Source organism: Streptomyces sp. NPDC057616 (assembly GCF_042800575.1).
Classification (GTDB): Bacteria; Actinomycetota; Actinomycetes; order Streptomycetales; family Streptomycetaceae; genus Streptomyces.
In genome coordinates, this window is the sequence record NZ_JBHVGU010000007.1 from 218,094 (window position 1) to 244,259 (window position 26,166).

A 26,166-nucleotide genomic window follows, 5' to 3' on the forward strand; every position below is an offset into this window, starting at 1 on the left:
GCGGGCTCAGACCGTCAGGTTGGCCCAGACGGCGTTGCCCCCGGTGAGTCTGGACCGGTCGACCCCCCACATGTCGGCGATCGCCTCGACCAGGAGCAGTCCGCGGCCGTTCTCGTCGTCCGGTCCCGGCTCGCAGCGGGGCAGTCCGCGCCCGCTGCGGTCGTGGTCGTGCACCTCCAGGCGGAGGCAGTCGTCGGTGACGAGCCCGATGCCGCACAGGATGCGTGCGCTGAGGGTGTGCCGCAGGGCGTTGGTGGCGAGCTCGGAGACGAGCAGGACGGCGTCGGCGCACAGGTCGGCGGGCACCCGCCAGGCGCTCAGCCGCGCACTCACGGAGCGGCGGGCGACCTTGATGCTGGAGCGGTGGGGCGGCAGTTCGAGCCAGTGCGTTCGTTCCTGGCTCGCGGCGTCTAACAGCTGCGGGGAGGAAGTCATGTGGGGGGACACGGCAGTTGCCTTCCAGGGGAGAGCGGCGGCGCGCTGTGATCGTCGCAAAGATCCGCGCAAGTAACTATGCTCACAGGCCAGTTCAACCTGCAACCAGCTGCCTGTTATTTTCATCTAGCCGGTATCGTTCTGGTGACTTCAACAAGTCGCTTGCGCACGAGCGTTCGTGACGGTTCCTCAGGAGGTAGGGCGTGAACGAAGGCCGGTCGGGCGCGGGCAGCAACAGCCCCAGCGCTCCCACCGTTCTCCGCATGATCCTCGGCCGACGGCTCCAGGAGCGGCGTCAGGACGCCGGCATCTCCCTGGACGCCGCCGCCAAGGCGCTGCGGGTGACGTCCCTGACCATCCGCCGGCTGGAGAAGGCGGAGGTCGCGCTCAAGCCCCTCTACGTGGAGAAGCTGCTCGAGACCTACGGGGCCGACCGGCAGGAGATCGAGGAGTTCGTCCCCCTCGCGGAGCGGGCCAACGAGCCCGGCTGGTGGCACATGTACCGCGACGTGCTGCCGACCTGGTTCAGCGCCTACGTCAGCCTGGAGACCGGTGCGACGACGCTGCGCACCTATGAGCCGCACTACGTGACCGGCCTGCTGCAGACCCCCCGCTACTCGCGGGCCGTGCTGCGCGGCGGACTGCCCAACGGCAGCGAGGAGGAGCTGGACCGCCGGGTGGACGTGCGGCTGCGTCGCCAGAGCCTGCTGGAGAAGAAGGACGCGCCCACGCTGTGGGTGGTGATGGAGGAGGCCGTGCTGCACCGGGTGGTGGGCGGCCCCGAGGTGATGCGGGAGCAGGTCGACCGGCTCCTGGAGGTCTCGGAACTGGAGCACGTCAGCGTCGACGTCGTGCCGTTCACCGCCGGCGCCCACGTCGGTGCGTGCGCACCCTTCACCTACTTCCGGTTCGAGGAGCCGGAGCTGCCCGACATCGTCTACACCGAGGTCCTCACCGGCTCCATGTACCTGGACCAGCGTTCGGACGTGGCGGCCCACCTGGAGGCGCACAACCGCATGTCCCTGCTGACCTCGGACGCGGACAGCAAGGCGCTCCTGAACCGCATGCGAAAGGAGTACTCATGACCGTGACCGGAGGCCGGGTCTGCCATGTCTACAACGGGATGCCGGCGTCGGACCTCGGCGATCAGGGCTGGGAGTCTCCGTGGAGCGGTCCCAACGGGGGCCAGTGCGTGCAGACCAAGCAACTCGCCGACGGCCGTGTGGCGCTGAGGCAGTCGACCGATCCCGCCGGACCCGCGCTGATCTACACCCCTGAGGAGATCACCGCGTTCGTCGCGGGAGTCAAACGAGGCCTCGCCGATCATCTGACGGCCGGCTGACGCCACCGGACCGGCGGGAAGGGGCCCACCCCGGCCACCACCTGCCCGACACCCCCACACGCACACCACGAAAGGGACAGGATGACCAACTCGCACGCCGCGCGGGACATCGACACCAGCAGGCCCCACTCTGCCCGGATGTACGACTACTACCTCGGCGGCAAGGACCACTTCGAGGTCGACAAGCTGGCCGCGGAGACCGTCGCCGAGGCCTACCCGGCCATCTTCGTGTGCGCGCGGGAGAACCGGGCGTTCATGCACCGCGCCACCCGCGTCCTCGCCCGTGAGCACGGCATCCGCCAGTGGCTGGACATCGGCACCGGCATCCCGACCGAGCCCAACCTGCACCAGGTGGCCCAGTCCGTGGTGCCCGAGGCACGGGTGGTCTACGCCGACAACGACCCGCTCGTCCTCAAGTACGCCGAGCGCCTGATGCGCAGCACCGCGCAGGGCCGCACGACGTACATCGAGGCGGACGTCAACGACCCGTCCATGCTGCTCAACTCCCCGGAACTGGCCGAGGTCCTGGACCTGGGCCGGCCGGTGGCCCTGTCGCTCAACGCCCTGATGCACTTCGTGACGGACGCGCAGGACCCGTACGGCATCGTGGAGCGGCTGCTGGCCGTGCTGCCCTCGGGCAGCGCGCTGGCCCTGAGCCACTGCACGCCCGACTTCGACCCGGCCACCTGGCAGAAGGTCACCGACATCTACAACAACGCCGGTACGCCGGTGCAGTTCCGCTCGCAGCAGGACGTGGCCCGGTTCTTCAGCGGGCTGGACCTGCTGGAGCCGGGGATCTCGGTGGGCCACCGCTGGCGCCCGGACGGCGAGCCCACGGCCACCGACGCCGAGGTCAGCCTGTGGACCGGGGTGGGCATCAAGCCGTAGGGGGTGCGGCAGTTGGGGGTGCCGTACGGCCCCGGTCCCGCAGGGGGCCGGGGCCGTACGCCGGTCGGGCGCGGGCAGCGGCCTCAGTTCTGCACGGGCCTGCCCCGGCCCCAGGCCCAGGCCAGGCGGTCGGCGCCGGAGCGGTTGGTGGTGGCCAGCCAGGGCCGGGCGGGATCGCCGGTCAGCTTCTGGATGGAGTAGGTGTCGTCGGTGCGCAGGCCGGGCCAGTAGACCGACCCCATGCCGAGCTTGCGGAAGGTGTCGGTGTCGGCCTGGATGAAGTTGACTGAGTTGTCGGCGGCGTCCGGCCTGTCGTAGTCGAGGCCGGTGGTCATCGGCGCGCCGAACTCGTCGGCGACCGTGCGGCCGGCGCAGTCGCCGATGCGCTCCTGGAGGTCGGCCACCCACTGGTCGTAGGTGGCGTAGCTCTTCCAGAAGCCGTAGTGGTGCAGCGACAGATAGGTGCCCTTCAGGCGCGGGTCGGCGCAGACCGAGGTGACGTGGTCGTTGTAGCCGGCGCCGCTGACGAAGACCCGGTCGCGCGGCACGGACGGGTAGGTGGCGAGCCACTTCGCGGCGAGGTCTGCCCACTGGGAGTCGGTGTAGCCGTGGGGTTCGTTCATGGGCTCGAAGTAGACGTGCGGGTCGTGCCGGTAGGCGCCGACGACCGTGTTCCACATGGGCCAGTAGGTGGCCTCGTCGTCGATGAGGCCGTCCTTGCGGGTGCCGGTGCCCTCCCAGTAGGACACGATGACCTTGAAGCCGCGGTCGGAGGCCGCGTCGATGACGCCGCGGTACGACCTCCAGTACGAGCCGTCGGCGGTGTACGGGTTGATGGGCAGCCGCACGGTGTTGGCCCCGAGATTGGCGCGGAAGGCGGAGATCACGCGGCTCGCCTTGGCGTACGTCTGCGCGTAGGTGTCGGAGAGCGACAGACCGGACAGGACGACCGGGTCGTCGGCGTAATTGTCGCGCGGGTCGGCCCAGTTGACGCCCTTGAACTGGGTGGTGCCGGTGCCCGGAGCGGCGGAGGCGGGGCCGCCGGCGAGGGCGGTTCCGCACAGCGCGGCGATCGCGACCGCCGCGCAGGCGGCGCGCAGCCGGGGGGTGAGGCGGTTCGTGGCGGTGGGCTTGCGCATCGACGTGCCTTTCGGGAGACGGCGGCTCGGCGCCCGCATGTTTACGTAAACACGCCCTGCCTCGGCAACGGATGTTTACGTAAACTCGGCGGCGCCGGAATCGTGGCATCCGTCCCAGCGGCCGTCAAGATGTCCCACGCGTAACATCCGGTGCGTCGAGGAGCCGGGCGGAAGTGGTGCAGCGATGGATCTGAGCGACCGGGAGCAACGGGCGTCCGCCCCCGCGGGCGGCGCGCAGCGAGGCGGCTCCGGCGTGCCCGGCGGGCGCCGCAAGCAGCGGGTGTCCATGGCCGACGTCGCCAAGCTCGCGGGGGTGTCCTCGCAGACGGTCTCGCGGGTCTCCAACGGCCATCCCGGCGTGATCACTTCGACCCGGGAGCAGGTGCTCGCGGCGATGCGGGAGCTGGGCTACCGGCCCAACAGCGCGGCGCGCGCGCTGCGTTACGGTCAGTTCAACACCATCGGCGTGATCCTCTTCAGCCTCGCCTCGACGGGCAACAGCCGTACCGTGGAGGCGATCGCCACGCACGCGGCGGCCGAGGGCTACGCGATCACGCTGATCCCCATCGACGTCCCCACCCAGGACAACGTGCTCGGCGCCTTCACGCGCATGGGAGAGCTGGCGGTGGACGCCGTCATCGTCATCATGGAGATCCATCTGCTCGACACCGGCACGGTGCAGCTGCCGCCCGGTGTGCACGTCGTCGTCGTGGACTCCGACGCCGGCGACCGCTACAGCGTGGTCGACACCGACCAGGCCGACGGCGCCCGCAAGGCCGTGACCCATCTGCTCGACCTGGGCCACCGCACCGTCTGGCACGTGACCGGGCCCGAGACGTCCTTCGCCGGCCAGCGCCGCACCCAGGCCTGGCGCACCGTCCTGGAGGAGGCGGGCCGCCCGGTCCCGGCGCCCCTGCCCGGCGACTGGTCCGCCGGGTCCGGGTACACGGCCGGCCTCGCCCTCGCCGAACAGCCGGACTGCACGGCCGTGTTCGCCGCCAACGACCAGATGGCGCTGGGGCTGCTGCGCGCCTTCCACGAGCGCGGCCTGCACGTGCCCGCGGACATCAGTGTCGTCGGCTTCGACGACATCCCCGACGCCGAGTTCTTCGTCCCGCCCCTCACCACCGTCCACCAGGACTTCGCCGAGGTCGGCCGCCGCTGCGTCGAGGGCGTCCTGGAGCAGATCCGCGCCCACGGCGGCGCGCGGGCCGGCACCGATCTCGTCCCGGCCGGCCTCGTGGTCCGGCACAGCACCGCCGCGCCGCGCGGGAGCAGCCGGTGAGGCCGGCCGGCGCCGAGCCGGTCACCCCGTCCACGCCGCGGCCCGTGCGCCGGGCGTCGCTGGTGCAGGGCTGGCACCAACTCACGTTCCTGCACTGGCCGGTCGAGCCGGAGCGGGTGGCCGGGCTGCTGCCCGCCGGGACCCGCCCGGACACCCTCGACGGCGTCACCTACGTCGGCCTGGTGCCGTTCCTGATGCGCGGCGTGGGCCTCGGCCCGGGGCCCGGGCTGCCGTATCTCGGCACGTTCTGCGAGACGAACGTACGGCTGTACTCGGTGGACGAACAGGGCCGCCGCGGCGTGGTGTTCCGCTCCCTGGACGCGAGCCGCCTGCTGCCGGTGCTGGTGGGGCGATGGGGCGTACGGCTGCCCTACGTCTGGTCGGCGATGCGCCTGCGCCACGACGACGGCGTGCTCACGTACGTCTGCCGGCGCGGGCGGACCGCGGGCCACGGGCCCACGAGCCGCGTGGTCGTCCGCCCCGGCGAGCCGATCGCGCGGCCCACACCCCTGGAGCACTTCCTCACCGCCCGCTGGGGCATGCACCTGCCCTGGCACGGCCGCACCACGCACCTGCCGAACGACCATCCGCCGTGGCCGCTGCACCGGGCCGAACTCCTGGATCTCGAGGACGAGTTGGTGGCCGCGGCCGGTCTGCCGCAGGTGCGGGGCGCGCCGGTCAGCGTGCTGTACTCGCCGGGTGTCGCGGTCCGGTTCGGGGCGCCCTCCCTTGTGCGGCCGCGCTCGGGAGCCCCGCGGCCGGAGAGATCAGTAATGGAGAAGCGCCGGGCCCCGCGCCGCCCGTAGCGTGACCGTGTGATCCGACGTCTGGTGCCCTTCGCCTACCGGCCCCTCCTCGCCAACGGGGTGTTCCGGCGGCTGGCCCTGGCCTTCGGGGTCTCCGGCCTCGGGGACGGCATGAGCTTCGTCGCGGTGGCGTGGCTCGCCATCGAGCTCGCACCACAGGCGACGCAGGGGCTGTGGGTCGGCGGCGCGGTCGCCGCGTACACCCTGCCGGGCGTGGTCGGCGCGCTGGCGTTCGGGCGCCGGCTGCGCCGGGTACCGGCCCGGCGGCTGCTGACGGCGGACAGCGTGGTGCGCGCCGTGTTCATCGGCGCCGTGCCGCTGGTCTGGTCGGCCGGGCTGCTGACGCCGCCGCTGTACGTCGTACTGCTCGCCGTCTCCTCGCTGCTGCACGCATGGGGCGGTGCGGGCAAGTACACGCTGCTCGCCGAGCTGCTGCCCGAGGAACAGCGGCTGGCCGCCAACACCTTCGTCGGCTCCCTCAGCTTCGCCGCCACCATCGCCGGACCCGCCGTCGCCGGTGTGCTGGTGACGTACGCGAGCTCCGCGCTGGTTCTCGGCCTGGACGCCCTCACCTACGTGTTCCTCACCGTCCTGGTCGCGCGCACCCGGCTGCCGGAGCGGGCGGACGCCTCCGGCGTCGAACCCGTCGAACCCGTCGAGCCCGTCGACCAGGCGGCCGCCCGCGGCGGCCTCGCCCTCCTGCGCTCCCGCCCCGAACTGCTCGGCCTGCTGACGCTCACCTGGTGCTTCAACTTCCTCTACGGCCCCGTCGAGGTGGCCCTGCCGCTGCACGTGACCGACGACCTGCACGCACCGGGCACGCTGCTGGGCCTGTACTGGATGCTGTTCGGCGTGGGCGCGGTGCTCGGCTCGCTGGCGATCGGCACCCTGCGGAACCTCCCGCTGTGGCCCGTGACCGTCTGCATCGTGATCGCCTGGGGCCTCTCGCTGCTGCCGTTCGGCCTCGGAGCGCCGACCGCGGCCACCGTCGCCTGCTTCACCCTCGGCGGCCTGATCTACGGGCCCTTCGTCGCCCTGTCGGTGACGCTGATGCAGGCGAAGTCGCCGCCCCGGCACCTTGCGGCGATGCTCGCCGCCAACAACGCGGTGCTGCTCACGGCGTCACCGCTCGGCACGGCGCTCGGCGGCCCGCTCACCGCGGCCCTGGGCCCCCGGGCGACGATCGGCGGCTCGGGCCTGGCCACCGTGGTGCTCGGCATCCTCGCCTGCGTGCTGCTCGCGGCCCGGCGCGGCGACCGGCGCCGCACCCCGTCAGGAATCGAGAAGCGCCGGTCCACGAGCCGCGGATAACGTGACCGCAGAACCACGACCTCAGGAGTGACCATGACCGGCTCACCCGCGCAGGGAATCAGGACCGTGCTGCACCCCGTGTCCGACGTCGCGGCGGCCAGGCAGGTGTACACGGCGCTGCCCGGCGTGGCGCCGGAGCCGGCGCACGACGTGGGCGGCGGCCGCCTGGTGGCCACCCGCACCGACCCCGACACCAACGTCCTCGGGCTGCTCCAGGACCGCTGAGCACCGCCGCCCCGCCGACCACCGACGCCCCGCACCCGCCCCGGGCCCGACAGATGGAGAGACGATGACCACGGCCAAGAGGACGGACTCGCACTCGCCCGCGCCGCACGCCGCCGACAGCCACGACCTGATCCGCGTGCACGGCGCGCGCGAGAACAACCTCAAGGACGTCAGCATCGAGATCCCGAAGCGCCGCCTGACGGTGTTCACCGGTGTCTCCGGTTCGGGCAAGAGCTCCCTGGTCTTCGACACGATCGCCGCGGAGTCGCAGCGGCTGATCAACGAGACCTACAGCGCCTTCGTCCAGGGCTTCATGCCGAACCTGTCGCGGCCCGAGGTGGACGTCCTCGACGGCCTGACCACCGCCATCAGCGTCGACCAGCAGCGGATGGGCGCCGACCCGCGCTCCACGGTCGGCACGGCCACCGACGCCAACGCGATGCTGCGCATCCTGTTCAGCCGCCTCGGCAAGCCCTACGTCGGCCCGCCCGGGGCCTTCGCCTTCAACGTGCCCTCGGTGTCGGCGGCCGGCGCGATCTCGGTGGGCGGCGGCGCCAAGCAGAAGGTCACCTTCAACAAGGTGGGCGGCATGTGCCCGCGCTGCGAGGGCCGCGGCAGCATCTCCGACCTCGACCTGGCCCAGCTCTACGACGCGAGCAAGTCCATCAACGAGGGCGCCTTCACCATCCCCGGCTACACCGGCGGCGGCTGGAACTCCCGGCTGTACGCGGAGTCCGGCTTCTTCGACCCGGACAAGCCGATCAGCAGGTTCACGAAGAAGGAGCTGCACGACCTCCTGCACCGGGAGCCGACCCGGATGAAGATCGCGGGCATCAACATGACCTACGAGGGTCTGATCCCGCGCATCCAGAAGTCGATGCTGTCCAAGGACAAGGAGGCGATGCAGCCGCACGTCCGGGCGTTCGTGGACCGTGCGGTCACCTTCGCCACGTGCCCGGAGTGCGACGGCACCCGGCTCGCCGAGCACGCTCGCACCTCGAAGATCAAGAAGATCTCCATCGCGGACGCCTGCCGGATGGAGATCAGGGATCTGGCCGACTGGGTGCGGGGGCTGGCCGAACCGTCGGTGGCGCCGCTGCTCGACGCGCTGCAGCAGACCCTCGACTCGTTCGTGGAGATCGGCCTCGGCTACCTCTCCCTCGACCGGTCCGCGGGCACGCTCTCCGGCGGCGAGGCGCAGCGCGTCAAGATGATCCGCCACCTGGGCTCCTCGCTCACCGACGTCACCTACGTCTTCGACGAGCCGACCGCCGGCCTGCACCCGCACGACATCCAGCGGATGAACGACCTGCTCCTGCGGCTGCGGGACAAGGGCAACACGGTGCTCGTCGTGGAGCACAAGCCGGAGGTCATCGAGATCGCCGACCATGTGGTGGACCTGGGTCCCGGCGCCGGTACGGCGGGCGGCAGCGTGTGCTTCGAGGGCACCGTCGGCAAGCTGCGCGGCAGCGACACCGTCACCGGGCGCCACCTCGACGACCGCGCCTCGCTCAAGGACGAGGTGCGCGGGTTCAGCGAGGTCCTGGAGATCCGCGGCGCCTCGGCGAACAACCTGCGGGACATCGACGTGGACGTACCGCTCGGCGTGCTCACCGTGATCACCGGGGTCGCGGGGTCCGGCAAGAGCTCGCTGGTGCACCGCTCGGTCCCGGAGGACCTCGGGGTCGTCTCGGTCGACCAGAGCCCGATCCGGGGTTCGCGGCGCAGCAACCCGGCGACGTACACGGGTCTCCTGGAGCCGATCCGGAAGGCCTTCGCCAAGGCCAACGGCGTCAAGCCCGCGCTCTTCAGCGCCAATTCCGAGGGCGCGTGCCCCACCTGCAACGGCAACGGCGTCATCTACACCGACCTGGCGATGATGGCCGGGGTGGCCAGCACCTGCGAGGACTGCGAGGGCAAGCGTTTCGACGCCTCGGTCCTGGAGTACCACCTCGGCGGCCGGGACATCTCCGAGGTCCTGGCGATGCCGGTCGCGGAGGCCCTGGACTTCTTCGCGGAGGGCGAGGCGCGCACGCCTGCCGCGCACAAGATCCTCGAACGCCTCGCGGACGTCGGCCTCGGCTACCTCACCCTCGGCCAGCCGCTGACCACCCTCTCCGGCGGTGAGCGCCAGCGCCTGAAGCTGGCCACGCACATGGCGGACAAGGGCGGCGTCTACGTCCTCGACGAGCCGACCACCGGTCTGCACCTCGCCGACGTGGCTCAACTCCTCGGCCTGCTGGACCGGTTGGTCGACTCCGGCAAGTCGGTCATCGTCATCGAGCACCACCAGGCGGTCATGGCGCACGCGGACTGGATCATCGACCTCGGCCCCGGCGCCGGCCACGACGGCGGCCGCATCGTCTTCGAGGGCACCCCGGCCGACCTGGTCGCCGAGCGCTCCACCCTCACGGGCCGGCACCTTGCGGAGTACGTCGGCGGCTGAGCGGGCGCGCCACGGCTCGCGGTGCGGGCCTTGACCCTGCCCAAGGGTCAAGGCCGACCGTGACCGCATGGACGACGACACCCTCCTTGCGGAGCAGCTGGCCTACTACCGGGCGGGGGCGGGCGAGTACGACCGGCCCTACACCGAGTACGCGGAGCTGCGGCGGCTGCTGACCTCGGTCCGCGACCTGCCCGTCGGCGGGCATGTGCTGGAACTGGCCTGCGGAACGGGCCAGTGGACCCCGCTGCTCGCGGCGCGGGCGAAGACGGTGACGGCCGTCGACGCGGCGCCCGAGGTACTGGCCCTGGCCCGCGCGCGTACCGCGGACTCCACCGCCCGCACCGTCCGCTTCGTCGAGGCCGACCTGTTCTCCTGGCGGCCACCGCGCCGCTACGACACCGTGTTCTTCGCCTTCTGGCTCTCGCACGTCCCGCCGCGGCGGTTGCCCGCCTTCTGGGACGCCGTCGCCGGCGCGCTCGCTCCGGGCGGCCGGGCGGTCTTCGTCGACGACGGGCCGCCCGGTGCCGCGTACGAGGACGTCCTCGCCGGGCATGCCGTGCCGACGGCGGTGCGGCGGCTCGGCGACGGCAGCCGGCACCGCATCGTGAAGGTGTTCCACGACGGGCGCACCCTCGCGGCCGACCTGACCGCGCTCGGCTGGTCGGCCCGCGTCCGGACGACGGCGGCGCACATCATCGGCGTCGCGGAACCACCGGAAGCCGGTGCCCCGGTGCCCCGGCCGCTGCCGTAGTGCCGTCCGCCCGGTGCGCGGGACAATGGCCGTATGGCAGGCGACCTCGTGGACGAGGCGGTGCGGGCGGCGCCCGCGCCGCCTCTGCGGGGGCTGGTCGGCTGGTACTCCGGCTACCGCCAGCGCGGTGTGCCGCCCGCCCGGCACCGGGGGCTGCCGTCCCCGTGGCTGACCCTGATCATCACCCTCGACGAGCCGCTGAGCATCGCCGCCCACCCCGACCCTCGCGACGCGCCCGGCGACTACCCGACCCTGCTCGGCGGTCTGCACCTCACGCCCGCGCTGATCGAGATGCCCGGGCGGCAGTCCGGCATCCAGGTCGCGATCAGCCCGCTCGGCGCGCGGGTGCTGCTGGGGCTGCCGGCGGGCGAGCTGGCCGGTACGGACGTCCAAGCGGACGACGTGCTGGGCGCGGACCTGCGGGAGGTCCACGACCGGCTGCGCGAGGCGTCCTGCTGGGCCGCCCGCTTCGCCGCCGTCGACGACTGGCTGCTGCGCCGCATGATCCGCCACGACGGCGTACGGGCGGCCTCGGCCGCACCGGTCGCCGGAGCGTGGCAGCGGCTGCTGTCGGCCGGCGGGCGCCTGCGCGTCGACCGGCTCGCCGCCGAGGCCGCGGTCAGCGAGCGGCATCTGCGCAACCGCTTCCGCGCGGAGATCGGTCTCACGCCGAAGGCGGCCGCGCGGGTCATCCGCTTCGACCTGGCCCGGCGCCGCCTGGCGGGCCGCCCCGGCGCCCTCGACCTCGCGACGCTCGCCGCCGACTGCGGCTACGCGGACCAGTCGCACCTGGACCGCGAGTTCGGTGCGCTGGCCGCGTGCACGCCCAGCGACTGGCTGGCGCAGGAGTTCCGAAACATCCAATCCGGGCACCATCCGCCCACGTGAAGCTGGTGCGAACAACCGGCCGCACCGGGCAGCCGCCCGCGACACGGAGGCTCATCACCATGACCACCACGCCCGACCCCGCCCAGCAGCCGCCCGCCCCGCAGGTCTGGCCCACCTTCCGCGCCCATGACGCCCGCGCCCTGATCCGCTTCCTCGTCGACGCCTTCGGCTTCGAGGAGACGGTGGTCTACGGCGAAGGGGACCGGGTCGACCACGCCCAGCTCAGCTGGCCCGAGGGCGGCGGCGTCATGCTGGGCTCCGTACGCGAGGAGGCGGAGGCCTTGACCGGTCCGACGCCGCCGGGTGCGTTCAGCGCCTACGTCGTCACCGCCGACCCGGACGCCGTCCACGCCCGCGCCAAGGAGGCGGGCGCCGACATCACCACCGACCTCCACGTCACCGACTACAGCTCCCGAGACTTCGCAGCCCGGGACCCGGAGGGCAACCGCTGGTACTTCGGCACGTACGCGGGCGAACCACGGTGAGCGCCGCAGGGTGAGGCGGGTCCACGTTCACGGCTGGCGCCGACGGGTCCGGCTTCCCGCGCGCCGCGGCGATGGGGGCGCCCCGGGACGTGAGTCACCGCGGTCGGCGTTCAGGCGCACGCTCTTGGGCGCCGGGGAGGCGCGGGCGCGAGCAACTTGGCGGTCCGGGCCTGCGCTCCCGGCTCGCGCCGCGGGCCCGGACGGCACCTGCCGACCACAGCTCCGCTCGGCCGGACGGGCGTACTCCGCCGTGGCCGACGCACGAGACGCGCGCACGCTCGCAGAGCGGCGGACAGACACGGTCACCCTGCCGGCCGACCGCCGCGCTCGGTTCCGGTCGCCCGGCCGGGATCACCCGCTCGACACCCCGGCGTCAGCCGCCCGGCACCCCGGCCTCCCTCGGCCCCCTTCCACGTACACCCGCCCGCCGTACGTCGACCGCCGTCAGTGCCAGGGCCAGGGGGCCAGGAGTCAGGAAGGCGAGGGGGACGAGCATCCAGGCGCAGAGTGCGGCCGTGACGACGGCCAGGAGGATCAGGGCGCTGCCGCCGAGGTCCCGTGCTGCGTCGTGTGCCGCCTCGTGCAGCGCCGTTCGCCAGTTCGTCAGGGATGCGGGGCGGGCGCACGCCCGCAGGGCGGTCACCGTGGCGCAGGCGCCGATCGCCGCGGCGGCCGCGGCGAAGAGGGGGGCTCCGGGCAGCCCCGCCCCCGCCAGCGCCAGGTCGGCGGCGAGCAGCAGCGCGCCCGCCAGGGCCAGGGCTCCCGCCGGCAGGTCACCCCGCCGCAGCCGCTGCCGGAGGAGGGCGAAGTAGCGGCCCGTGGTGGCCGGTTGGTCCTCCCCGGCCGCGCGCAGGACCGCGCAGGCCGTCGACAGGGCGGCCGGTGCGGTCAGCAGGGGAAGGCAGGCCACCGTCGTGGCGAGGCCGACGCCCAGCACGTCGGCGAACAGGGTCATGCGCGGGCCGAAGATCTCGCCCGGCTCCCGGGTCTGTGCCGGGCGCGCTCGGCTCATGGTGCTCATCCCTTCAGTCCGGAGCTCGCCATGCCCTCCACCAGGAACCGCTGGAAGGCGAGGAAGAACAGCACGATCGGCAGCAGCGCGATCACCGACATCGCGAACATCGGGCCGAAGGCCGACTGGCTGGAGGCGTCCACGAACGACCGCAGGGCGAGCGTGAGCGTGAACTTGTCCGGGTCGAAGAGGTAGATCAGCTGAGTGAAGAAGTCGTTCCAGGTCCAGATGAAGGTGAAGATCGCCGTGGTGATCAGCGCGGGACGCGTCAGCGGCAGGATCACCTGGAAGAAGCTGCGGAACGGCCCGCACCCGTCGATCCGCGCCGCCTCCTCCAGCTCCCGCGGCAGCCCGCGCATGAACTGCACGATCAGGAAGACGAAGAACGCCTCCGTGGCGAGGAACTTCGGCAGGATCAGCGGCCAGTACGTGTTCACCAGGCCGAGCTTGTTGAAGATGATGTACTGCGGTATCAGCACCGCATGGTGCGGCAGCATGATCGTCGCGATCATGAACGCGAACATCGGTCCGCGGAGGCGGAACCGCAGCCGTGCGAAGGCGTACGCGGCCAGCGAGCAGCTCACGACGTTGCCGACCACCGCACCGCCCGCGATCAGCAGCGAGTTGCCGAGCAGCCGCCAGACGGACACGTCGTTCACGCCGTCCAGAGCCGTCGTGTAGTTGGACCACTCCAGGTGGCGGGGCAGCAGGTCGAGGCTGGCGATGACCTCGTCGGCCGGCTTGAGCGAGGTGGCCAGCAGCCAGGCCAGCGGATAGAGCATCACCAGCAGCGCGGCCAGGCAGCCGATGTGGACGGCGACGCGCCCCCGGCGAACGGGCTTGCGCAGCACGGAGGTTGAGGCTGTGGTGGTCATCGCTCCCCCTCGGAGGCGTAGAAGACCCAGGAGCGCGAGGTGCGGAACAGCACCGCGGTGACGGCGCCGATGACGAGCAGCAGCACCCAGGCCATGGCGGAGGCGTAGCCCATGTGGGAGGCGACGAAGCCGCGGTCGTAGAGGTAGAGGGTGTAGACGAGGGTCGAGTCGGCGGGGCCGCCCTTGCCGCCGCTGACCGCGAAGGCGGGGGTGAACACCTGGAACGCCTGGATGGTCTGCAGGACGAGGTTGAAGAACAGCACCGGTGACAGCATCGGCACGGTGATGGAGACGAACTGCCGCCATCTGCCCGCCCCGTCGACGGCCGCCGCCTCGTACAGCTCCGCCGGAATCTGCTGCAGGCCGGCGAGGAAGATGACCATCGGCGCACCGAACTGCCAGACCGTCAGGAGCGCCACGGCCGGCAGCGACCAGCCCGGCCTGTTGATCCAGCCGCCGGTGCCGAGGAGGTTGTCCACGGTGCCGCCGTCGTTGAAGATCGCGCGCCAGACGAGGGCGATGGACATGGAGGCGCCGAGCAGGGAGGGCGCGTAGAAGGCGGAGCGGTAGAAGCCCTTGCCGCGCTTCATGGTCTTCAGGGCGAGCGCGACCCCGAGGGCGAGCGCGAGTTGGAGGGGCACGGCGATGACGACGTACGTCAGGGTCGTCACGACCGAGCGCCAGTAGCGCGGGTCCTCGGTGAACATCTGCGTGTAGTTGCGCAGGCCCACCCAGTGCGGCGCGTTGAACAAGTCGTAGTCGGTGAAGGACAGATACAGCGAGACGGCCATCGGCAGCAGCGTCAGGACGATCGCGCCGAGCACCCAGGGCGAGAGGAACACCCAGGCGGCGCCTTCCCGTTCGGGCCGGGGTCGCCGCCGGGGGACGGCCGCGGAGCGGGGCGGCCGGGCGGTGGACGCGGGGATGTCGGTAGTGGTCATGACCTCAGCTCCGCCTTCGCCTCGGTGATGTAGTTCTCGGCCGCCTCGCGCGGCGACATGCGCCCGTACGACACCTGGTCGTAGTCGCGCGCGAAGGTGGTCTGCAGGGCGTTGTCGCCGGAGGGCGGAGCCTGCGGCGGGTCCTTGAGGTTCCCCTCGAGCGAGTCCTGGTAGTCGGCGACGGTCCTGTCGAAGTCCGTGAGCTGCGAGGCCGTCTGCTTGCGGATGGTCTCGTTGACGGGGATGCCTCGGGTCGCGCCGAGGATCTTCGCCGCCCGCGGGTCGTTGAGGAGGAAGTCGACGAGCTCCGCGGACTCCTTGGGGTGGGAGGTGTGGGCGCCGATGCCGAGGAACATCGACGGCTTGAAGTACTGGCCGGGCGTGCCGTCCGCGCCGGACGGCATCGGCCCCAGCGCGACCCCGCCCTTGACGATCGCGAGGTAACCGCTCGACGGGGCGTCCCAGTTGAAGTCGCTGAGCGCCTTGCCACGCCCGAGCGGGGTGTTCTCCACGGTGCCGTCGAGCTGGGTGGTCTGCTCGGCCGGGGAGACCGCGCCCTCCTTGCGGAGCCGGTCGGCGAAGGTCCACCAGCGGGTGAGGTCCGCGGCGGTGAACCCGAGGCCCCCGTCCTCGGTGTAGAGCGTCTTGCCCTGGCCGCGCAGCCACACCTCGAAGGCGTCCTCGCTCTGGCCCGGGTCGGTGGCGCCGGGCTTGCCCGTCCTCTTCGCGAGGGTGCGCATGGCGTCCGCCCACTCGCTCCAGGTCCACCCCTGCTTCGGCAGGGGCACCCCGGACGCCTTCCAGGCGGCGACGTCGTAGACGGCGGTCTCGGTGCCGCGGCCCTGCGGGACGGCGTACAGCTTGCCGCGCACCCGGCCGGTGGCCAGCAGCCCCGCGTCGATCTCACCGGTGCGCAGCGCGCCGGAGACCTTGGAGAGGTCTAGGAGCACGTGCCCGGAGGCGTACTGGTCGATCTGGCGGTAGTCGAGCTGCATCACGTCGGGTGCGTCGCCGCCGGTGGCCTGGATGGCGAGCTTCTGCTTGTAGGCGTCGTAGCCGGAGAACGACGTCTGCACCCGCACGCCGGGGTGCTGTTTCTCGAACAGGGCGACGGCCTGCTCGGTGCGTGCCGCGCGGTCGGGGTTGCCCCACCACGTGTAGCGCAGCACGGCCTTGCCGCCGCCGGCACTCTCCCCGGATCCCCCGCAGCCGGCCAGCATCGCGCAGAGCGCGAGTGCGGCGGCCGACGCGCAGAACCCCTTTGTCCTGTGTCCGGGCATGCCGAGGTCACCTCTTCCTCTCCTCGGTCTTCGTTCCTCGGGCGGAAACCCCCCGGACGCCTCCCCTGACGCCCCATCAACTACCTTGCGTCACAGGCTATTTGCCCTCGTACGGCAATGTCGTGCCGGGCAGCGCGTACTCGTCACGGCGGCCGCACATGCCGAAGCCGCCCAGCCGGGTGGGTCCGGTGCGGTGCGCGGTCGCGTCGGCGAGATAGTCGTCACCGCCCGTCGCGAGCGCGTCGAGCTGGGCACCGGTGCGTGCGGCGGCGGCCAGCGCGCCGGCCCGCCACAACTCCCGCCAGTGCGGCACCTTGTCGCGCACCAGCCGGGCGGCGGCCCGCTGGAACTCCCGGTACGGTCCGCCGTCCCCCGCCGTCAGCGCCTCGCGCAGGGCGAGGTAGCCCTCGACCGCGAGGTCCCTGCGGCGGCGCGCCGCCTTCTCCGCATCAACTCCCGTGCCGGGAGGGAGCGTTGCGGCCGCCGCGTACGCCTCGGGGTCGGCGAGCACCTCGGGCGGGAAGGTGAAGACGGCGTCACCGGCCTCGGGCAGGCCGTTGTTCTGCATCAGCACGGTGATCCGCAGATCGCCGCCCTGCACCATGCGGTGCACGGTGCCGGGCGTGAACCAGGCGACCGAGCCCGGCTCCAGCGGGATGTCCCGGTAGCCGTCGGGGCTCAGTGTCTGCACCGCCCCGCGGCCGCCGGTGACGACGTACGCCTCCGTGCACACCAGATGCAGATGCGGGCTGCCGCCGCACACGCCGTCGGCGGCCTCCCAGTCGTAGGCGCTGAGGTGGGACAGGCCGATCGCGCCGGGCAGCGGGTGCGGAAGGGCCGGGCCGGGGTCGCTCACCACGGCAGGCCCTCCAGGTGGGTGCCGACGCGGTCGCGGTCCCAGGCGCCGTCGGCGACGACGACCCGGTAGCGGTAGCCGAAGGAGGCGCCGGGCGGCAGCTCGAACTCCTCGAAGAACGCCCAGGAGAAGGCGACCGTCGGGATCGGCTCGGAGCGCACGAACCAGTGCGAGGCGTGGATCGCGGCCGTCTCGTCGAGGTTCTCGGGCGCGTGCGCGAAGACGAGCGTGGAGTGCGCGTCGACGTCGTCGTGCTCGGTGGTGAAGGCCAGCCAGGGGCTCTGGGTGCCCATCAGCTTGCCCGCGTCGGCGCCCGCTCCCCCGTCGATGTCGGGGCCGAAGGCGGTGCCGCCGGTGAAGTCGCGGGGGCCGCGCCACTGCAGTCCCGTGTAGCCGGCCAGCTCCCGCCCGTGGGTGGTGGGCGAGCCGAAGGCCAGCGGCACGTCACGGAGGTTGGTGAGGTCGATGGACCAGTCCAGGACCCAGGCGCCGGCCTCCTCGTCGACGGAGTGCACGGCGATCCCGCGCACCTCGCGGGCCCATTCCGCGCCGCCGTTCTCGACCCAGGTCAGCGCCTCCGTGAAGGCGAGCCGGTCGTCCTCGACCGTGAACTCGGGGAAGCCGTCGTGCCGCATCGAGCCGACGCGCTCGGGCAGCCGCAGATACCCCTCGCCGTGGACGTAGCAGTTGCCACCCCAGAAGTTCTGGCCGGAGAGATGACTCGCGGTCATCTGCAGGCCCTTGTGCCAGCGGTGGTCGCTCGGGCGGTATCCGGTCACGGTGCGCCCGCCGAGAGTGCGCAGCGGGTGGGCGTAGGGCTTGCGCGACTCGAAGGCGTCGGGGTCGGGACGGTACACGTAGCGCAGGATCTCGGTGCCGTCCGGCGCCGCCACCGCGATGTGGTCGCCGTACGCGTGAGTGACGCGGATGCTCATGCGCGCTCCTTGGGGGCCCAGTCGGGGTGGTCGCCGTGCATGGCCGGGTAGAACGGGTCCCCCGGGCCGATCTCGCCCGCGAGCACGGGCCGTCCGGTGAACGCCGACTTGTAGAGCGCGGCCGCGAACTCCAGCGTGGCACGCGCGTCCGGGCCGCTGCCCGGGGGCCGTACGCCGCCGTCGTAGGCGTCGAGGAGCGCGCCGAGCTGGGCGGCGTGCGAGCTGGGAACGTCCGCGGCGGGCGTACGCCAGGCCGTGGCCTGCTCGGCGGGGACGTGCGGGGCGGGGGTGTAGACCCAGTCGTCGTTGGTGTGGCCGTACAGATGGGTGAGCTCGATGGTCGCGTCGGCGCAGTCGATGCGGATGCGGCTGACCTCGTCCGGGGAGAGCACGCTGTTGACGACGGTGGCGAGGGCGCCGTTCTCGAACCGGACGAGGGCCGTCGAGACGTCCTCGCTCTCGGTGTCGTGCACCAGCCGCGCCGCCATGGCCCGCACCTCGGCCCACGGGCCGAGCAGGTGCAGCAGCAGGTCGTACTGGTGGATGCCGTGGCCCATGGTCGGGCCGCCGCCCTCGGTGGCCCAGCGCCCGCGCCACGGTACGGCGTAGTAGGCGGCGTCGCGGTACCAGGTGGTCTGGCAGTGTGCCACCAGCGGGGCGCCGACCCGGCCGCCGGTGATCAGCTCGCGGGCGTGGACGGCGCCGGAGCCGTAGCGGTGCTGGAAGACGACCGCGGCGTAGGCCCCGGACGACTCCTCGGCCGCGGCGATCTCGTCGTACTCGGCGAGCGAGAGGCACAGGGGCTTCTCGCACAGCACCCAGGCGCCGGACTTGAGCGCGGCGATCGTCTGCTCACGGTGCAGGGACGGCGGCGTGCCGATGAGCACCAGGTCGGGCCGTACGGCGTCCAGCATCTCGTCCATCGACGTGTACCCGGCGACCTCGCCGCCCGCCAGCTCCCGGAAGGCCGCCAGCCGGCCTTCGTCCACATCGACGGCGGCCACCAGTTCCACGCGGTCCGCGTGGGCTCTCAGCGCGGTCAGATGGCTCCCGCTGACGATGGCGCCGGTGCCGACGACGGCGACTGAGCGACGGTGGGGGCGTGGGGGCATACGGCGCTCCTCGGACATACGACGAACAGTCAAGCAGAAAGCGCTTGCACTCGGAGTGACCCTAGGTGCGGGCGCATGTCAGGACAACCCCCCTGCAGGAAGTTCGGACTGTGGAGGGGCAGGTCGCGGGGGTTGAGGGGGTGGGGGGTTGCGGCTGGCGGGGGTGGGGACGGATTGCCGTCGGGGGTGGGAAGTGACTGCCGTCGGGGGTGATGGGTGGCTGCGGTGCTGGGGGGTGGGTGGCTGCCGTTCGGAGGGTTGGGGCGGCGGCTGGCGGCAGCCCTCCGGGGGGGGTGGGTGGTCGCCGGCGGCGGCCTGCCGGGCGGCGGCCCTCCGGAGGGGTGGGGCGGTGGCCGGTGGCGACCTGGGGCAGCGGCTCTTGGGGGGTGGGTGGTGGCCGGCGGCGGCCTGCCCGGCGGCGGCCCTCCGGAGGGGTGGGGCGGTGGCCGGCGGCGGCCTGGGGGGGCAGCGGCTCCCGGGGCAGGGGCGGCGGCGCGGGCCGATGTCCGTCGGGGGCGGACGGACGGGCTCTCGAGAGGGAGGCCGACGACCCACGACCCCAGGGATCAGGCCAACAACCCATGGGGCTGGACGGCTTCCTCCAGATCAAGCCCGTTGGATGTCTCTGGTCGAAAAGATCTCGGAACTGTCGCGCGGGCGACCTACGCTGAGCCCCGTCCGCACTATCGGGGAGAAGCATGACAAGCAGGTTCACCGAGTTGGTCGTCGACTGCCACGATCCGGAGAGGCTCGCGGCCTTCTGGTGCGAGGTCCTGGACTTCCAAGTGATCGACCGGAGCGAGGACCAGGTCGAGATCGGCTCCTGGGTACCCACCGTCGAGGCGGTCCGGGCCGGTCAGATGCCGCCCACCTTGGTCTTCATCCGCGTACCCGAGGGCAAGACCGTCAAGAACCGGCTTCATCTCGACGTCAGCCCGATCGACGGCAGCACCGAGGACGAGGTGAGCAGGTTGCTCGCACTCGGCGCCACCAAGACGGACGTGGGTCAGGGACCGGACCGAAGCTGGGTGGTCATGGCCGACCCCGAGGGCAACGAGTTCGACGTTCTGCGCACGCTTGCACCGCAGGGCTAGGCCATATCGGTTGGATGAGCCGGTGGTTGGTTCGGGCGTGGCTCGGGTCGACGCGGACGAAGACGTCAGCCGGGGTGTGTCCGTGGACTCCACGGTCGTACGTGCTCACCGGCACGCGGCCGCGGCTCGCGCTCAGGGGTCCCGGCCGGCGAGCCGGACGACCACGCCATCGGCCGGTCCGCCGCGGACCGACCACGAGGATCCACCTTGCGGCCGACGACCGGTGCCGCCCCCTCGCTTTCATCGTCACGCCCGTCCAGGCCGGCGACGCTTCCGCCTTCACGGACGTCATGGCCCGCTTGCGCGTTCCCGCGCTTTGGGACGGCCCCGCACCAGGCCAGACCTGGTCCCGGCCGACAGGGCGTACTCCTCCCGCGTGAGCCGCGATCACCTGCGCGAGATAGCCCCTGGTCGGTGACGCCGACGGGGCTCTGGGCTACGTGTAACCGCCGCGGCGTGGCAGGCCGTGTTCGTCGCGCAGCATCTCCTCGGTGGTGACCGGCACCTGCCGCTGCTCGTGCAGGGCGGTGGAGGTCTGGTTGCCGGTGACGGTCGCCGCCTCCTCGTCACCGATGTTCCGGATGTTGATGCCGTGCATGTTGTGCTGCGCGTGGATCAGCTCGTGCCCGTAGACCAGGAAGGCGGGCGAGACGGCCTCGCCCTCGTGCGCACCCTCGCTGTCCCGCAGGCCGTGCGGCACGGCGACGACGCTGCTGCTGCCCCTGCCGGGAGCGTTGGGGGCGGACGCGAGCCCGTCGAGCGTGTCCACGGCCGCCTCCGCGCCGACCACGCTGTTGCCGCCCATGAACTCGATCTGCTCGGGATGGAAAGGCACCACGCCCACCATGGCCGCGCCGGCGCCCGCGACCCCGGCGGTCAGACCGCCGACGAGGTCCCGGCCGTGCTGCCGGGAGAGCAGCCGGGCGTGGTGGGACAGCATCTGGTCCTCGAAGCCCGGCAGCGCCGCGGGCGTACGGTCCTCGCCGAACGGCCGCGGGGTCGACGAGGTCCTGATGCCCTGCCCGCCGACCACCCGCGACCAGGTGTTCGACAGCTGCGCCAGGCCCTCGGTGTCCTCGGGACCGATGTCGGCGCCGACGGGACGCAGGTTGAACCGGCGCAGGATGCCCACGTACTCGATGTGCCGCTGCTGGATCTCGTCGAGCAGGGCCTTCAGCGCGGTGGTGCGCGGGTTCGTCGTCCGGCCGGCCGGACCGTCGGCGCGGAACTGCCCGTAGACCATGTGCTCGGCGGTGTCCAGAGACATGCCGAGTTCGTCGCAGTGCTTCTGCTGGCTCTCCCTGCCCCGCAGCCGGAACCCGAACCCCTGGGCCGTGGCGATCAAGGACCGGGCGGTCCTCAGCATCTCCTCCACCGCGTCGACGACGGGCTGGATCTCCGGGTCGGCCGTCCTGGTCCGCTGCACCGTCGCGACGGGGTCCCGGTGCCGCTGGACCGTCCGGGACACCGCTTCGTTGCCGGCGGTCCGCTGGAGGTTCAGGACGCCCGCGGGGCTCAGGTCCCGTACGGGCGGACGGGCGGTCGCCGCTCCGGACCGCTGCCGCGCGGCGCCGGTCTCCTCGACCGCGCCGGGCCGTGTCTGCGCGCGCACGCCGCTTCTCCTTCATGTCCGCTTCATGTCCGCCAGGGCAGAGAAGCAGAACCCTCCACCCCTGGCGGCTCGCGGGGAAGGGCCGGGAGGGCAGGCCCGGGGGCAGACGGCGGAGGCACACGGGGGGGCGCGTTCGGGCCCGAGCCCAGGCGTGCTCACCGCCGATGACTGCCGCGGACGCATGCGTCGACTCCCGCGGACATGAGGGGCAACCCCCCGCGAACGCGAAGGGCACCTGGCGCGCGCGTGCGGCTACCCCGGCGCGCGCGCAGTCCCCCGGCTCGCGCAAGAACACCCCGGTGCGCGAGCCGCCCGGAGGAACCCGCGCCGACCGTCGCATTGGCATGGACCTGTCCATGATCCCCCGCTATGCTCGGCCACGCACGGCTGAGAGCGCTCTCATCGTTCTGCTGTTCCACCCCCACCTTTGCTGGAACAACGAAGGGGCCACTGCCTTGAGACGCACAACAGCGATGCGCACAGCCCTGCCCGCACTCCTCCTGCTGGGCACCTGGGCGACCGCGAGCACCCAGCCGGCCACCGCCGCCGGCTCCCCCGCACGGTCCACCGAAGCACCCGCCTCCTCCTCGCTCCTGTCCGCGATGCAGCACGACTTCGGCCTGACGAAGAGCCAGGCCGAGGCACGTCTGGCGGCGGAGAAGACGGCGACGGCCGTCGAGCGGAAGGCGAAGCACGCCGCCGGATCCTCCTACGGCGGCTCGTGGTTCGACGCCGCGAGCGGCACGCTGACCGTGGCCGTCACCCGCGGCGCGGACACCGGCGCCGTACGCGCGACCGGAGCGGCCGTACGCCTCGTCGAGCACAGCGCGCGGCAGCTCGACGCGGCGAAGGCCCGCATCGACGCCCTGTCCGCACCCGCCGGCGTCAGCAACTGGTACGTCGACACCAAGGCGAACAAGGTCGTCGTGGACGTCGTCACCGCACACCGCAATGACAACGATGTCCGCACCTTCCTCGCGAAGGCACGCAAGGCCGGCCCCGTCACCGTGGAGCACACCGCGAAGGCGCCCCGGACCCTCGCGGCCGGCACCGTCGGCGGCGACCCCTACTACACCGGCAACGTCCGCTGCTCCATAGGCTTCTCGGTGTACGGCGGGTTCGTCTCCGCCGGGCACTGCGACCAGCACGCCGGCGCGGTGTACGGCTGGGACCACTCGTACGTCGGCAACTTCCAGGGCTCCTCGTTCCCGGACAACGACTACTCCTGGGTGAACGTCGGCAGCGGATGGTGGACCGTGCCGGTCGTGCTCGGCTGGGGCACGGTGTCCGACCAGCTCGTCCGCGGCTCCGCCGAAGCGCCCGTCGGTGCCTCCATCTGCCGCTCCGGCTCCACCTCGCACTGGCACTGCGGCACCGTCCTGGCCAAGAACGAGACGGTCAACTACAGCCAGGGCGCGGTCCACGAGATGACGAAGACGAACGTCTGCGCCGAACCCGGCGACTCCGGCGGCTCGTTCATCAGCGGCGACCAGGCCCAGGGCGTCACCTCAGGCGGCTGGGGCAACTGCACCTCCGGCGGCGAGACCTGGTACCAGCCCATCAACGAGATCCTCAACCGCTACGGGCTGACGCTGCAGACTGCCTGATCCACCTGATCCACCTGATCCACGATCGACGATCCGTGATCCGTGATCCGCTGTGAACGGGCTTCGCCGGGCAAGGGCCGGCGAAGCCCGTTCGTCACGAGGATGCCGCCGCCGCATCCAGCTGCCACCGCCCCCTAGCGGAAGGCGCCCACGTTGGCGTGCGCCCAGTCGGCGAACGTGCGCGGCGCGCGGCCGAGGAGCTGTTCGGCGTCGGGGCTCATGCGCTGCTCCGCCGGGGTCGGTGCGCCGAGGATGTCGAGGGTCGTGTCGACCACGGGCCCCGGCATGAACCGGACCATCTGGGCCCGCGCCTCGGCGCGGGTCAACTCCGCGAAGCGGACCGGCTCCCCGAGGGCTTCGCCGATCGCCGCGGCCGCTTGGCGGGGTGTGACGAGGGCGGGGCCGGTCAGTTCGAGGATCCGGCCACCGTGGCCGCCCTCGCGCAGCGTCGCGGCGGCGACCTCGGCGATGTCGGCCGGGTGGATCAGGGGCAGGCCGACGTCGGCGAAGGGCGCGGCGACGACGCGACGGGTGCGGACGGATTCGGCCCAGGCGTAGGCGTTGGAGTCGAATCCGCCGGGACGCAGGATCGTCCAGTCCGGCGCCGACTGCGTCACGGCGTCCTCGATGGCGCGTGCCGTGCCCCCGTGGGAGGCGGACTCGGGCCTGGTCGCGGCCCCTTGGGAGGACAGCAGCACGACGCGCGTGATGCCGGCGCTCTTGGCGACGTCGAGGATGGCGTGCGGGTCGAGCAAGTGGGCGCTGGGGCCGCCGTTCTGGAGGAACAGCGCATCGGCGCCGTCGAACGCGAGCCGCAGGGTCTCCGGGTCGGTGAGGTCCGCCCGGTGGTGGCGTACGCCTTGAGGTACGTCGGCGGCCGAGATGCCGCGGGACGTCGCGGACACCTGCTCACCCGCCACCGCGAGGCTCTGCACGAGCGATCGGCCCACGTTGCCCGTCGCCCCCGTCACTACGATCATGAACAACTCCCCAGTTCTAGAGCCGTGGTTGACCCGTGCCCGGTGAAGACCGGGCGGGCGGGAGGTACCGCTTGGACGTGTTGTCCGGGCGCCTCGGGGACGCTAACACCGCCGGTATAGTAGGTACCTACAGGAAAGTGGCTATCCCGGAGGGATGCGCATGGCCGACGCGAGGACGACCCGGACGGCAACCGCCGCGGCCGATCCGGAGCTTGCCTGCCCGATCAGCCCGGTCGTGGACATCGTCTTCAGCCGCTGGACCACACCGATCCTGTGGAGCCTGCACACCTACGGCCGGCAGCGCTTCGTCGAGCTGGAGCGGCGCATCGCCAAGATCACGCCGAAGGTACTCACGCAGCGACTGCGGCAGTTGGAGCGTGACGGTCTCGTCGTCCGCACGTATCACCCGGAGGTGCCTCCCCGGGTGGAGTACGAGATCAGCGAGCTCGGCCGCAGTCTCGCCCCGCTGTTCGCGCACCTTGCCGAATGGGCCACGGCCCATCTCGACGAGGTCGAGCAGGCCCGGGAAACCTACGACGCCGACCCGGTGTGATCGCGTGTCCGCGGACGGCGCCATGGCCATGGAGTGGGTCAACCTCCCTTCCGGGGAGGGTGGTTGCGAGGAGCGCACGTTTCGGCTGCGCCTGGCGTCGGGGGCCCGGACGGTTCCGGGCGCGGTGTGGCTGCCTGCGCCGGCCGCCTCGTCGCCGCCTCCCCTGGTCCTGCTGGGGCACGGCGGCAGCGGCCACAAGCGCAGTGCGCGAAACTGCCGTCTGGGGCGCTGGTTCGCCGCGCGGGCGGGCTGCGCCGTGCTCGCCGTCGACGGGCCGTATCACGGCGAGCGTGTCCCCGCTCCGTTGCCCGCGGCGGAGTATCAGCCCCTGATCGCCGCGGCGGGGATCGAGGCCGTACTCGACCGGATGACGGACGACTGGCGGGCCGCGGTGGACGCACTTCATGCCGCCGCGCTCGCGGACGGTGACCGCCTCGCCTATCTGGGGATGTCCATGGGGGCGCGCTTCGGCATTCCGCTGGCGGCAACCCTGGGCGAGCGGCTGCGGTGCGTCGTGCTCGGGAAGTTCGGACTACGGCAAACGACGGACATGCACCGGGGGTTGGACGTCCCGGAGCGCGTGGCGGCGGACGCCGCGCGGATCACCGCCCCGGCCCTGTTCCACATGCAGTGGTACGACGAGGTGTTCCCCCGGGACGGCCAGCTCGCCCTCTTCGACGCACTGGGATCACCGGACAAGGAGCTGATCGGCTACAGCGGCCCGCACACCGAGACCAAGGACGGCGCCGTGGACCACTGGTGTGACTTCGTCCGCCGTCATCTCCTCAAGTCCGTTGCCCGCGGCGGTCATTCGACGGAGTCGGCGGGCGAGGGCCGTTAGCCGCCGGGTCCCCCTCCGGCGGCTGCCGTGGACGCGACTGCCGTGCACGCGACCGCCCTGGACGCGATCCTTTCGAGGAGGCCGCTGCGAGGAGGCCGCGGAAGGTGGGGCACTCCGCGTGGCTCTGCGCGGGGCAGGCCGCGGCGTGGCGCAGGGAGTCGCGCAGGACGCCGAGTTCGCGGATCGTCCGGTCCAGCTCGTGCGCCTTGGCCGCGAGCATCTCCCGGTCGAGCGCCGGCCGCCCGTCCGGCGCGACCATGCGCGCGATCTCGTCGAGCGAGAACCCGGCGGTGCGCCCCAGCGCGATCAGCGCCAGCCGGTCCAGGACGGCGGGGTCGTACTGCCGGCGCAGTCCCCGCCTGCCGCTCGCGGCGATCAGCCCCTTCTCCTCGTAGAAGCGCAGGGTCGAGGCGGGGACCCCGGCGCGCTGCACCACGTCGGCTATGTCCAGCTCTGTCATTCTCTTT

General features: G+C 72.3%; 27 protein-coding genes and 1 pseudogene. 16 read left to right on the forward strand and 12 right to left on the reverse strand.

Annotation, left to right across the window (positions count from 1 at the left end; genetic code table 11):
* Nucleotides 1-6: 6 nt before the first annotated feature.
* Complete coding sequence (locus tag ACFU97_RS11270; protein WP_384253975.1) at nt 7-435, reverse strand: ATP-binding protein; 429 nt, start codon at nt 433-435, stop codon at nt 7-9.
* Between the two features lie 203 nt (nt 436-638).
* Here ACFU97_RS11270 and ACFU97_RS11275 point away from each other — a divergent pair, with 203 nt between their 5' ends.
* The 3 genes from ACFU97_RS11275 to ACFU97_RS11285 all read left to right on the forward strand — a co-directional run bounded on the left by ACFU97_RS11275 (nt 639) and on the right by ACFU97_RS11285 (nt 2,665).
* Nucleotides 639-1,520 (forward strand): helix-turn-helix domain-containing protein, encoded by an 882-nt coding sequence (locus ACFU97_RS11275; RefSeq protein WP_384253977.1) that lies wholly within the window; start codon nt 639-641, stop codon nt 1,518-1,520.
* Nucleotides 1,517-1,777, forward strand: a complete 261-nt coding sequence (locus ACFU97_RS11280; protein ID WP_384253979.1) for a DUF397 domain-containing protein — start codon at nt 1,517-1,519, stop codon at nt 1,775-1,777. Before ACFU97_RS11275 ends, ACFU97_RS11280 begins: the two co-directional genes overlap by 4 nt.
* A gap of 81 nt (nt 1,778-1,858) precedes the next feature.
* On the forward strand, nt 1,859-2,665 hold the full coding sequence (locus tag ACFU97_RS11285; RefSeq protein ID WP_384253981.1) for an SAM-dependent methyltransferase: 807 nt from the start codon (nt 1,859-1,861) through the stop codon (nt 2,663-2,665).
* 83 nt (nt 2,666-2,748) lie between these two features.
* Here ACFU97_RS11285 and ACFU97_RS11290 read toward each other — a convergent pair whose 3' ends face one another.
* A complete protein-coding gene (locus ACFU97_RS11290) occupies nt 2,749-3,804 on the reverse strand; it encodes a cellulase family glycosylhydrolase (protein ID WP_384253983.1) in 1,056 nt (351 codons plus the stop codon).
* A gap of 184 nt (nt 3,805-3,988) precedes the next feature.
* Between ACFU97_RS11290 and ACFU97_RS11295 the strand changes: the two genes are divergently transcribed.
* The 8 genes from ACFU97_RS11295 to ACFU97_RS11330 all read left to right on the forward strand — a co-directional run bounded on the left by ACFU97_RS11295 (nt 3,989) and on the right by ACFU97_RS11330 (nt 12,001).
* Nucleotides 3,989-5,089 (forward strand): LacI family DNA-binding transcriptional regulator, encoded by a 1,101-nt coding sequence (locus ACFU97_RS11295; RefSeq protein WP_384253986.1) that lies wholly within the window; start codon nt 3,989-3,991, stop codon nt 5,087-5,089.
* Nucleotides 5,086-5,895 (forward strand): YqjF family protein, encoded by an 810-nt coding sequence (locus ACFU97_RS11300; protein WP_384253988.1) that lies wholly within the window; start codon nt 5,086-5,088, stop codon nt 5,893-5,895. Before ACFU97_RS11295 ends, ACFU97_RS11300 begins: the two co-directional genes overlap by 4 nt.
* Nucleotides 5,896-5,904: 9 nt before the next feature.
* On the forward strand, nt 5,905-7,206 hold the full coding sequence (locus ACFU97_RS11305) for an MFS transporter (RefSeq protein ID WP_384253991.1): 1,302 nt from the start codon (nt 5,905-5,907) through the stop codon (nt 7,204-7,206).
* Nucleotides 7,207-7,239: 33 nt separating this feature from the next.
* Nucleotides 7,240-7,431, forward strand: coding sequence for a hypothetical protein (locus ACFU97_RS11310; RefSeq protein ID WP_384253993.1), 192 nt, complete (start codon nt 7,240-7,242; stop codon nt 7,429-7,431).
* A 64-nt stretch (nt 7,432-7,495) separates the two neighbouring features.
* Entirely contained in the window at nt 7,496-9,877 is a 2,382-nt protein-coding gene (locus tag ACFU97_RS11315; RefSeq protein ID WP_384253996.1) for an ATP-binding cassette domain-containing protein, read from the forward strand.
* 67 nt (nt 9,878-9,944) lie between these two features.
* Nucleotides 9,945-10,628, forward strand: a complete 684-nt coding sequence (locus ACFU97_RS11320) for a class I SAM-dependent methyltransferase (protein ID WP_384253998.1) — start codon at nt 9,945-9,947, stop codon at nt 10,626-10,628.
* Between the two features lie 33 nt (nt 10,629-10,661).
* On the forward strand, nt 10,662-11,516 hold the full coding sequence (locus tag ACFU97_RS11325; RefSeq protein WP_384254001.1) for a helix-turn-helix domain-containing protein: 855 nt from the start codon (nt 10,662-10,664) through the stop codon (nt 11,514-11,516).
* 59 nt (nt 11,517-11,575) lie between these two features.
* Nucleotides 11,576-12,001: a VOC family protein gene (locus ACFU97_RS11330; protein ID WP_384254003.1), complete on the forward strand. Its 426-nt coding sequence runs from the start codon at nt 11,576-11,578 to the stop codon at nt 11,999-12,001.
* Between the two features lie 373 nt (nt 12,002-12,374).
* Here the strand turns inward: ACFU97_RS11330 and ACFU97_RS11335 are convergent, their stop codons facing one another.
* The 7 genes from ACFU97_RS11335 to ACFU97_RS11365 form a co-directional block, all read right to left on the reverse strand.
* Nucleotides 12,375-13,013, reverse strand: a complete 639-nt coding sequence (locus ACFU97_RS11335; protein WP_384254005.1) for a hypothetical protein — start codon at nt 13,011-13,013, stop codon at nt 12,375-12,377.
* Nucleotides 13,014-13,018: 5 nt separating this feature from the next.
* Nucleotides 13,019-13,888: a carbohydrate ABC transporter permease gene (locus ACFU97_RS11340; RefSeq protein ID WP_384254007.1), complete on the reverse strand. Its 870-nt coding sequence runs from the start codon at nt 13,886-13,888 to the stop codon at nt 13,019-13,021.
* Nucleotides 13,885-14,829 (reverse strand): carbohydrate ABC transporter permease, encoded by a 945-nt coding sequence (locus ACFU97_RS11345; protein ID WP_384254009.1) that lies wholly within the window; start codon nt 14,827-14,829, stop codon nt 13,885-13,887. The genes ACFU97_RS11340 and ACFU97_RS11345 overlap by 4 nt, the downstream gene beginning before the upstream one ends.
* Nucleotides 14,826-16,109: an ABC transporter substrate-binding protein gene (locus tag ACFU97_RS11350; protein ID WP_384254011.1), complete on the reverse strand. Its 1,284-nt coding sequence runs from the start codon at nt 16,107-16,109 to the stop codon at nt 14,826-14,828. The genes ACFU97_RS11345 and ACFU97_RS11350 overlap by 4 nt, the downstream gene beginning before the upstream one ends.
* A gap of 97 nt (nt 16,110-16,206) precedes the next feature.
* Nucleotides 16,207-16,968, reverse strand: a complete 762-nt coding sequence (locus ACFU97_RS11355) for a cupin (protein ID WP_384254013.1) — start codon at nt 16,966-16,968, stop codon at nt 16,207-16,209.
* The gene (locus ACFU97_RS11360; RefSeq protein WP_384254015.1) at nt 16,962-17,900 is read right to left on the reverse strand and encodes a PmoA family protein; all 939 of its coding nucleotides are present in this window, start codon (nt 17,898-17,900) and stop codon (nt 16,962-16,964) included. The genes ACFU97_RS11355 and ACFU97_RS11360 overlap by 7 nt, the downstream gene beginning before the upstream one ends.
* Nucleotides 17,897-19,012 (reverse strand): Gfo/Idh/MocA family protein, encoded by a 1,116-nt coding sequence (locus ACFU97_RS11365; RefSeq protein WP_384254018.1) that lies wholly within the window; start codon nt 19,010-19,012, stop codon nt 17,897-17,899. Before ACFU97_RS11365 ends, ACFU97_RS11360 begins: the two co-directional genes overlap by 4 nt.
* Nucleotides 19,013-19,710: 698 nt before the next feature.
* Here ACFU97_RS11365 and ACFU97_RS11370 point away from each other — a divergent pair.
* Together ACFU97_RS11370 and ACFU97_RS11375 are read left to right on the forward strand one after the other, a co-directional pair.
* Complete coding sequence (locus ACFU97_RS11370; RefSeq protein WP_384254020.1) at nt 19,711-20,106, forward strand: VOC family protein; 396 nt, start codon at nt 19,711-19,713, stop codon at nt 20,104-20,106.
* Nucleotides 20,107-20,143: 37 nt separating this feature from the next.
* Nucleotides 20,144-20,503, forward strand: a pseudogene (locus ACFU97_RS11375) (transposase); the annotation flags it as partial.
* Nucleotides 20,504-20,542: 39 nt separating this feature from the next.
* Here the strand turns inward: ACFU97_RS11375 and ACFU97_RS11380 are convergent.
* Nucleotides 20,543-21,718 (reverse strand): hypothetical protein, encoded by a 1,176-nt coding sequence (locus ACFU97_RS11380; protein WP_384254023.1) that lies wholly within the window; start codon nt 21,716-21,718, stop codon nt 20,543-20,545.
* Between the two features lie 473 nt (nt 21,719-22,191).
* On the opposite strand from ACFU97_RS11380, the gene ACFU97_RS11385 reads away from it, so the two are divergent.
* Nucleotides 22,192-23,325: a S1 family peptidase gene (locus ACFU97_RS11385; RefSeq protein WP_384254152.1), complete on the forward strand. Its 1,134-nt coding sequence runs from the start codon at nt 22,192-22,194 to the stop codon at nt 23,323-23,325.
* A 134-nt stretch (nt 23,326-23,459) separates the two neighbouring features.
* Here ACFU97_RS11385 and ACFU97_RS11390 read toward each other — a convergent pair whose 3' ends face one another.
* Nucleotides 23,460-24,305, reverse strand: coding sequence for an SDR family oxidoreductase (locus ACFU97_RS11390; RefSeq protein ID WP_384254025.1), 846 nt, complete (start codon nt 24,303-24,305; stop codon nt 23,460-23,462).
* A 154-nt stretch (nt 24,306-24,459) separates the two neighbouring features.
* Between ACFU97_RS11390 and ACFU97_RS11395 the strand changes: the two genes are divergently transcribed.
* Both ACFU97_RS11395 and ACFU97_RS11400 read left to right on the forward strand, forming a co-directional pair.
* A complete protein-coding gene (locus tag ACFU97_RS11395) occupies nt 24,460-24,858 on the forward strand; it encodes a winged helix-turn-helix transcriptional regulator (protein WP_384254028.1) in 399 nt (132 codons plus the stop codon).
* Nucleotides 24,859-24,862: 4 nt separating this feature from the next.
* Nucleotides 24,863-25,699, forward strand: a complete 837-nt coding sequence (locus ACFU97_RS11400) for a dienelactone hydrolase family protein (RefSeq protein WP_384254030.1) — start codon at nt 24,863-24,865, stop codon at nt 25,697-25,699.
* On the opposite strand, the gene ACFU97_RS11405 is transcribed toward ACFU97_RS11400, so the two are convergent.
* Complete coding sequence (locus ACFU97_RS11405) at nt 25,644-26,159, reverse strand: helix-turn-helix domain-containing protein (RefSeq protein WP_384254032.1); 516 nt, start codon at nt 26,157-26,159, stop codon at nt 25,644-25,646. The two genes, ACFU97_RS11400 and ACFU97_RS11405, sit on opposite strands and share 56 nt — an antisense overlap.
* Nucleotides 26,160-26,166: the final 7 nt, after the last annotated feature.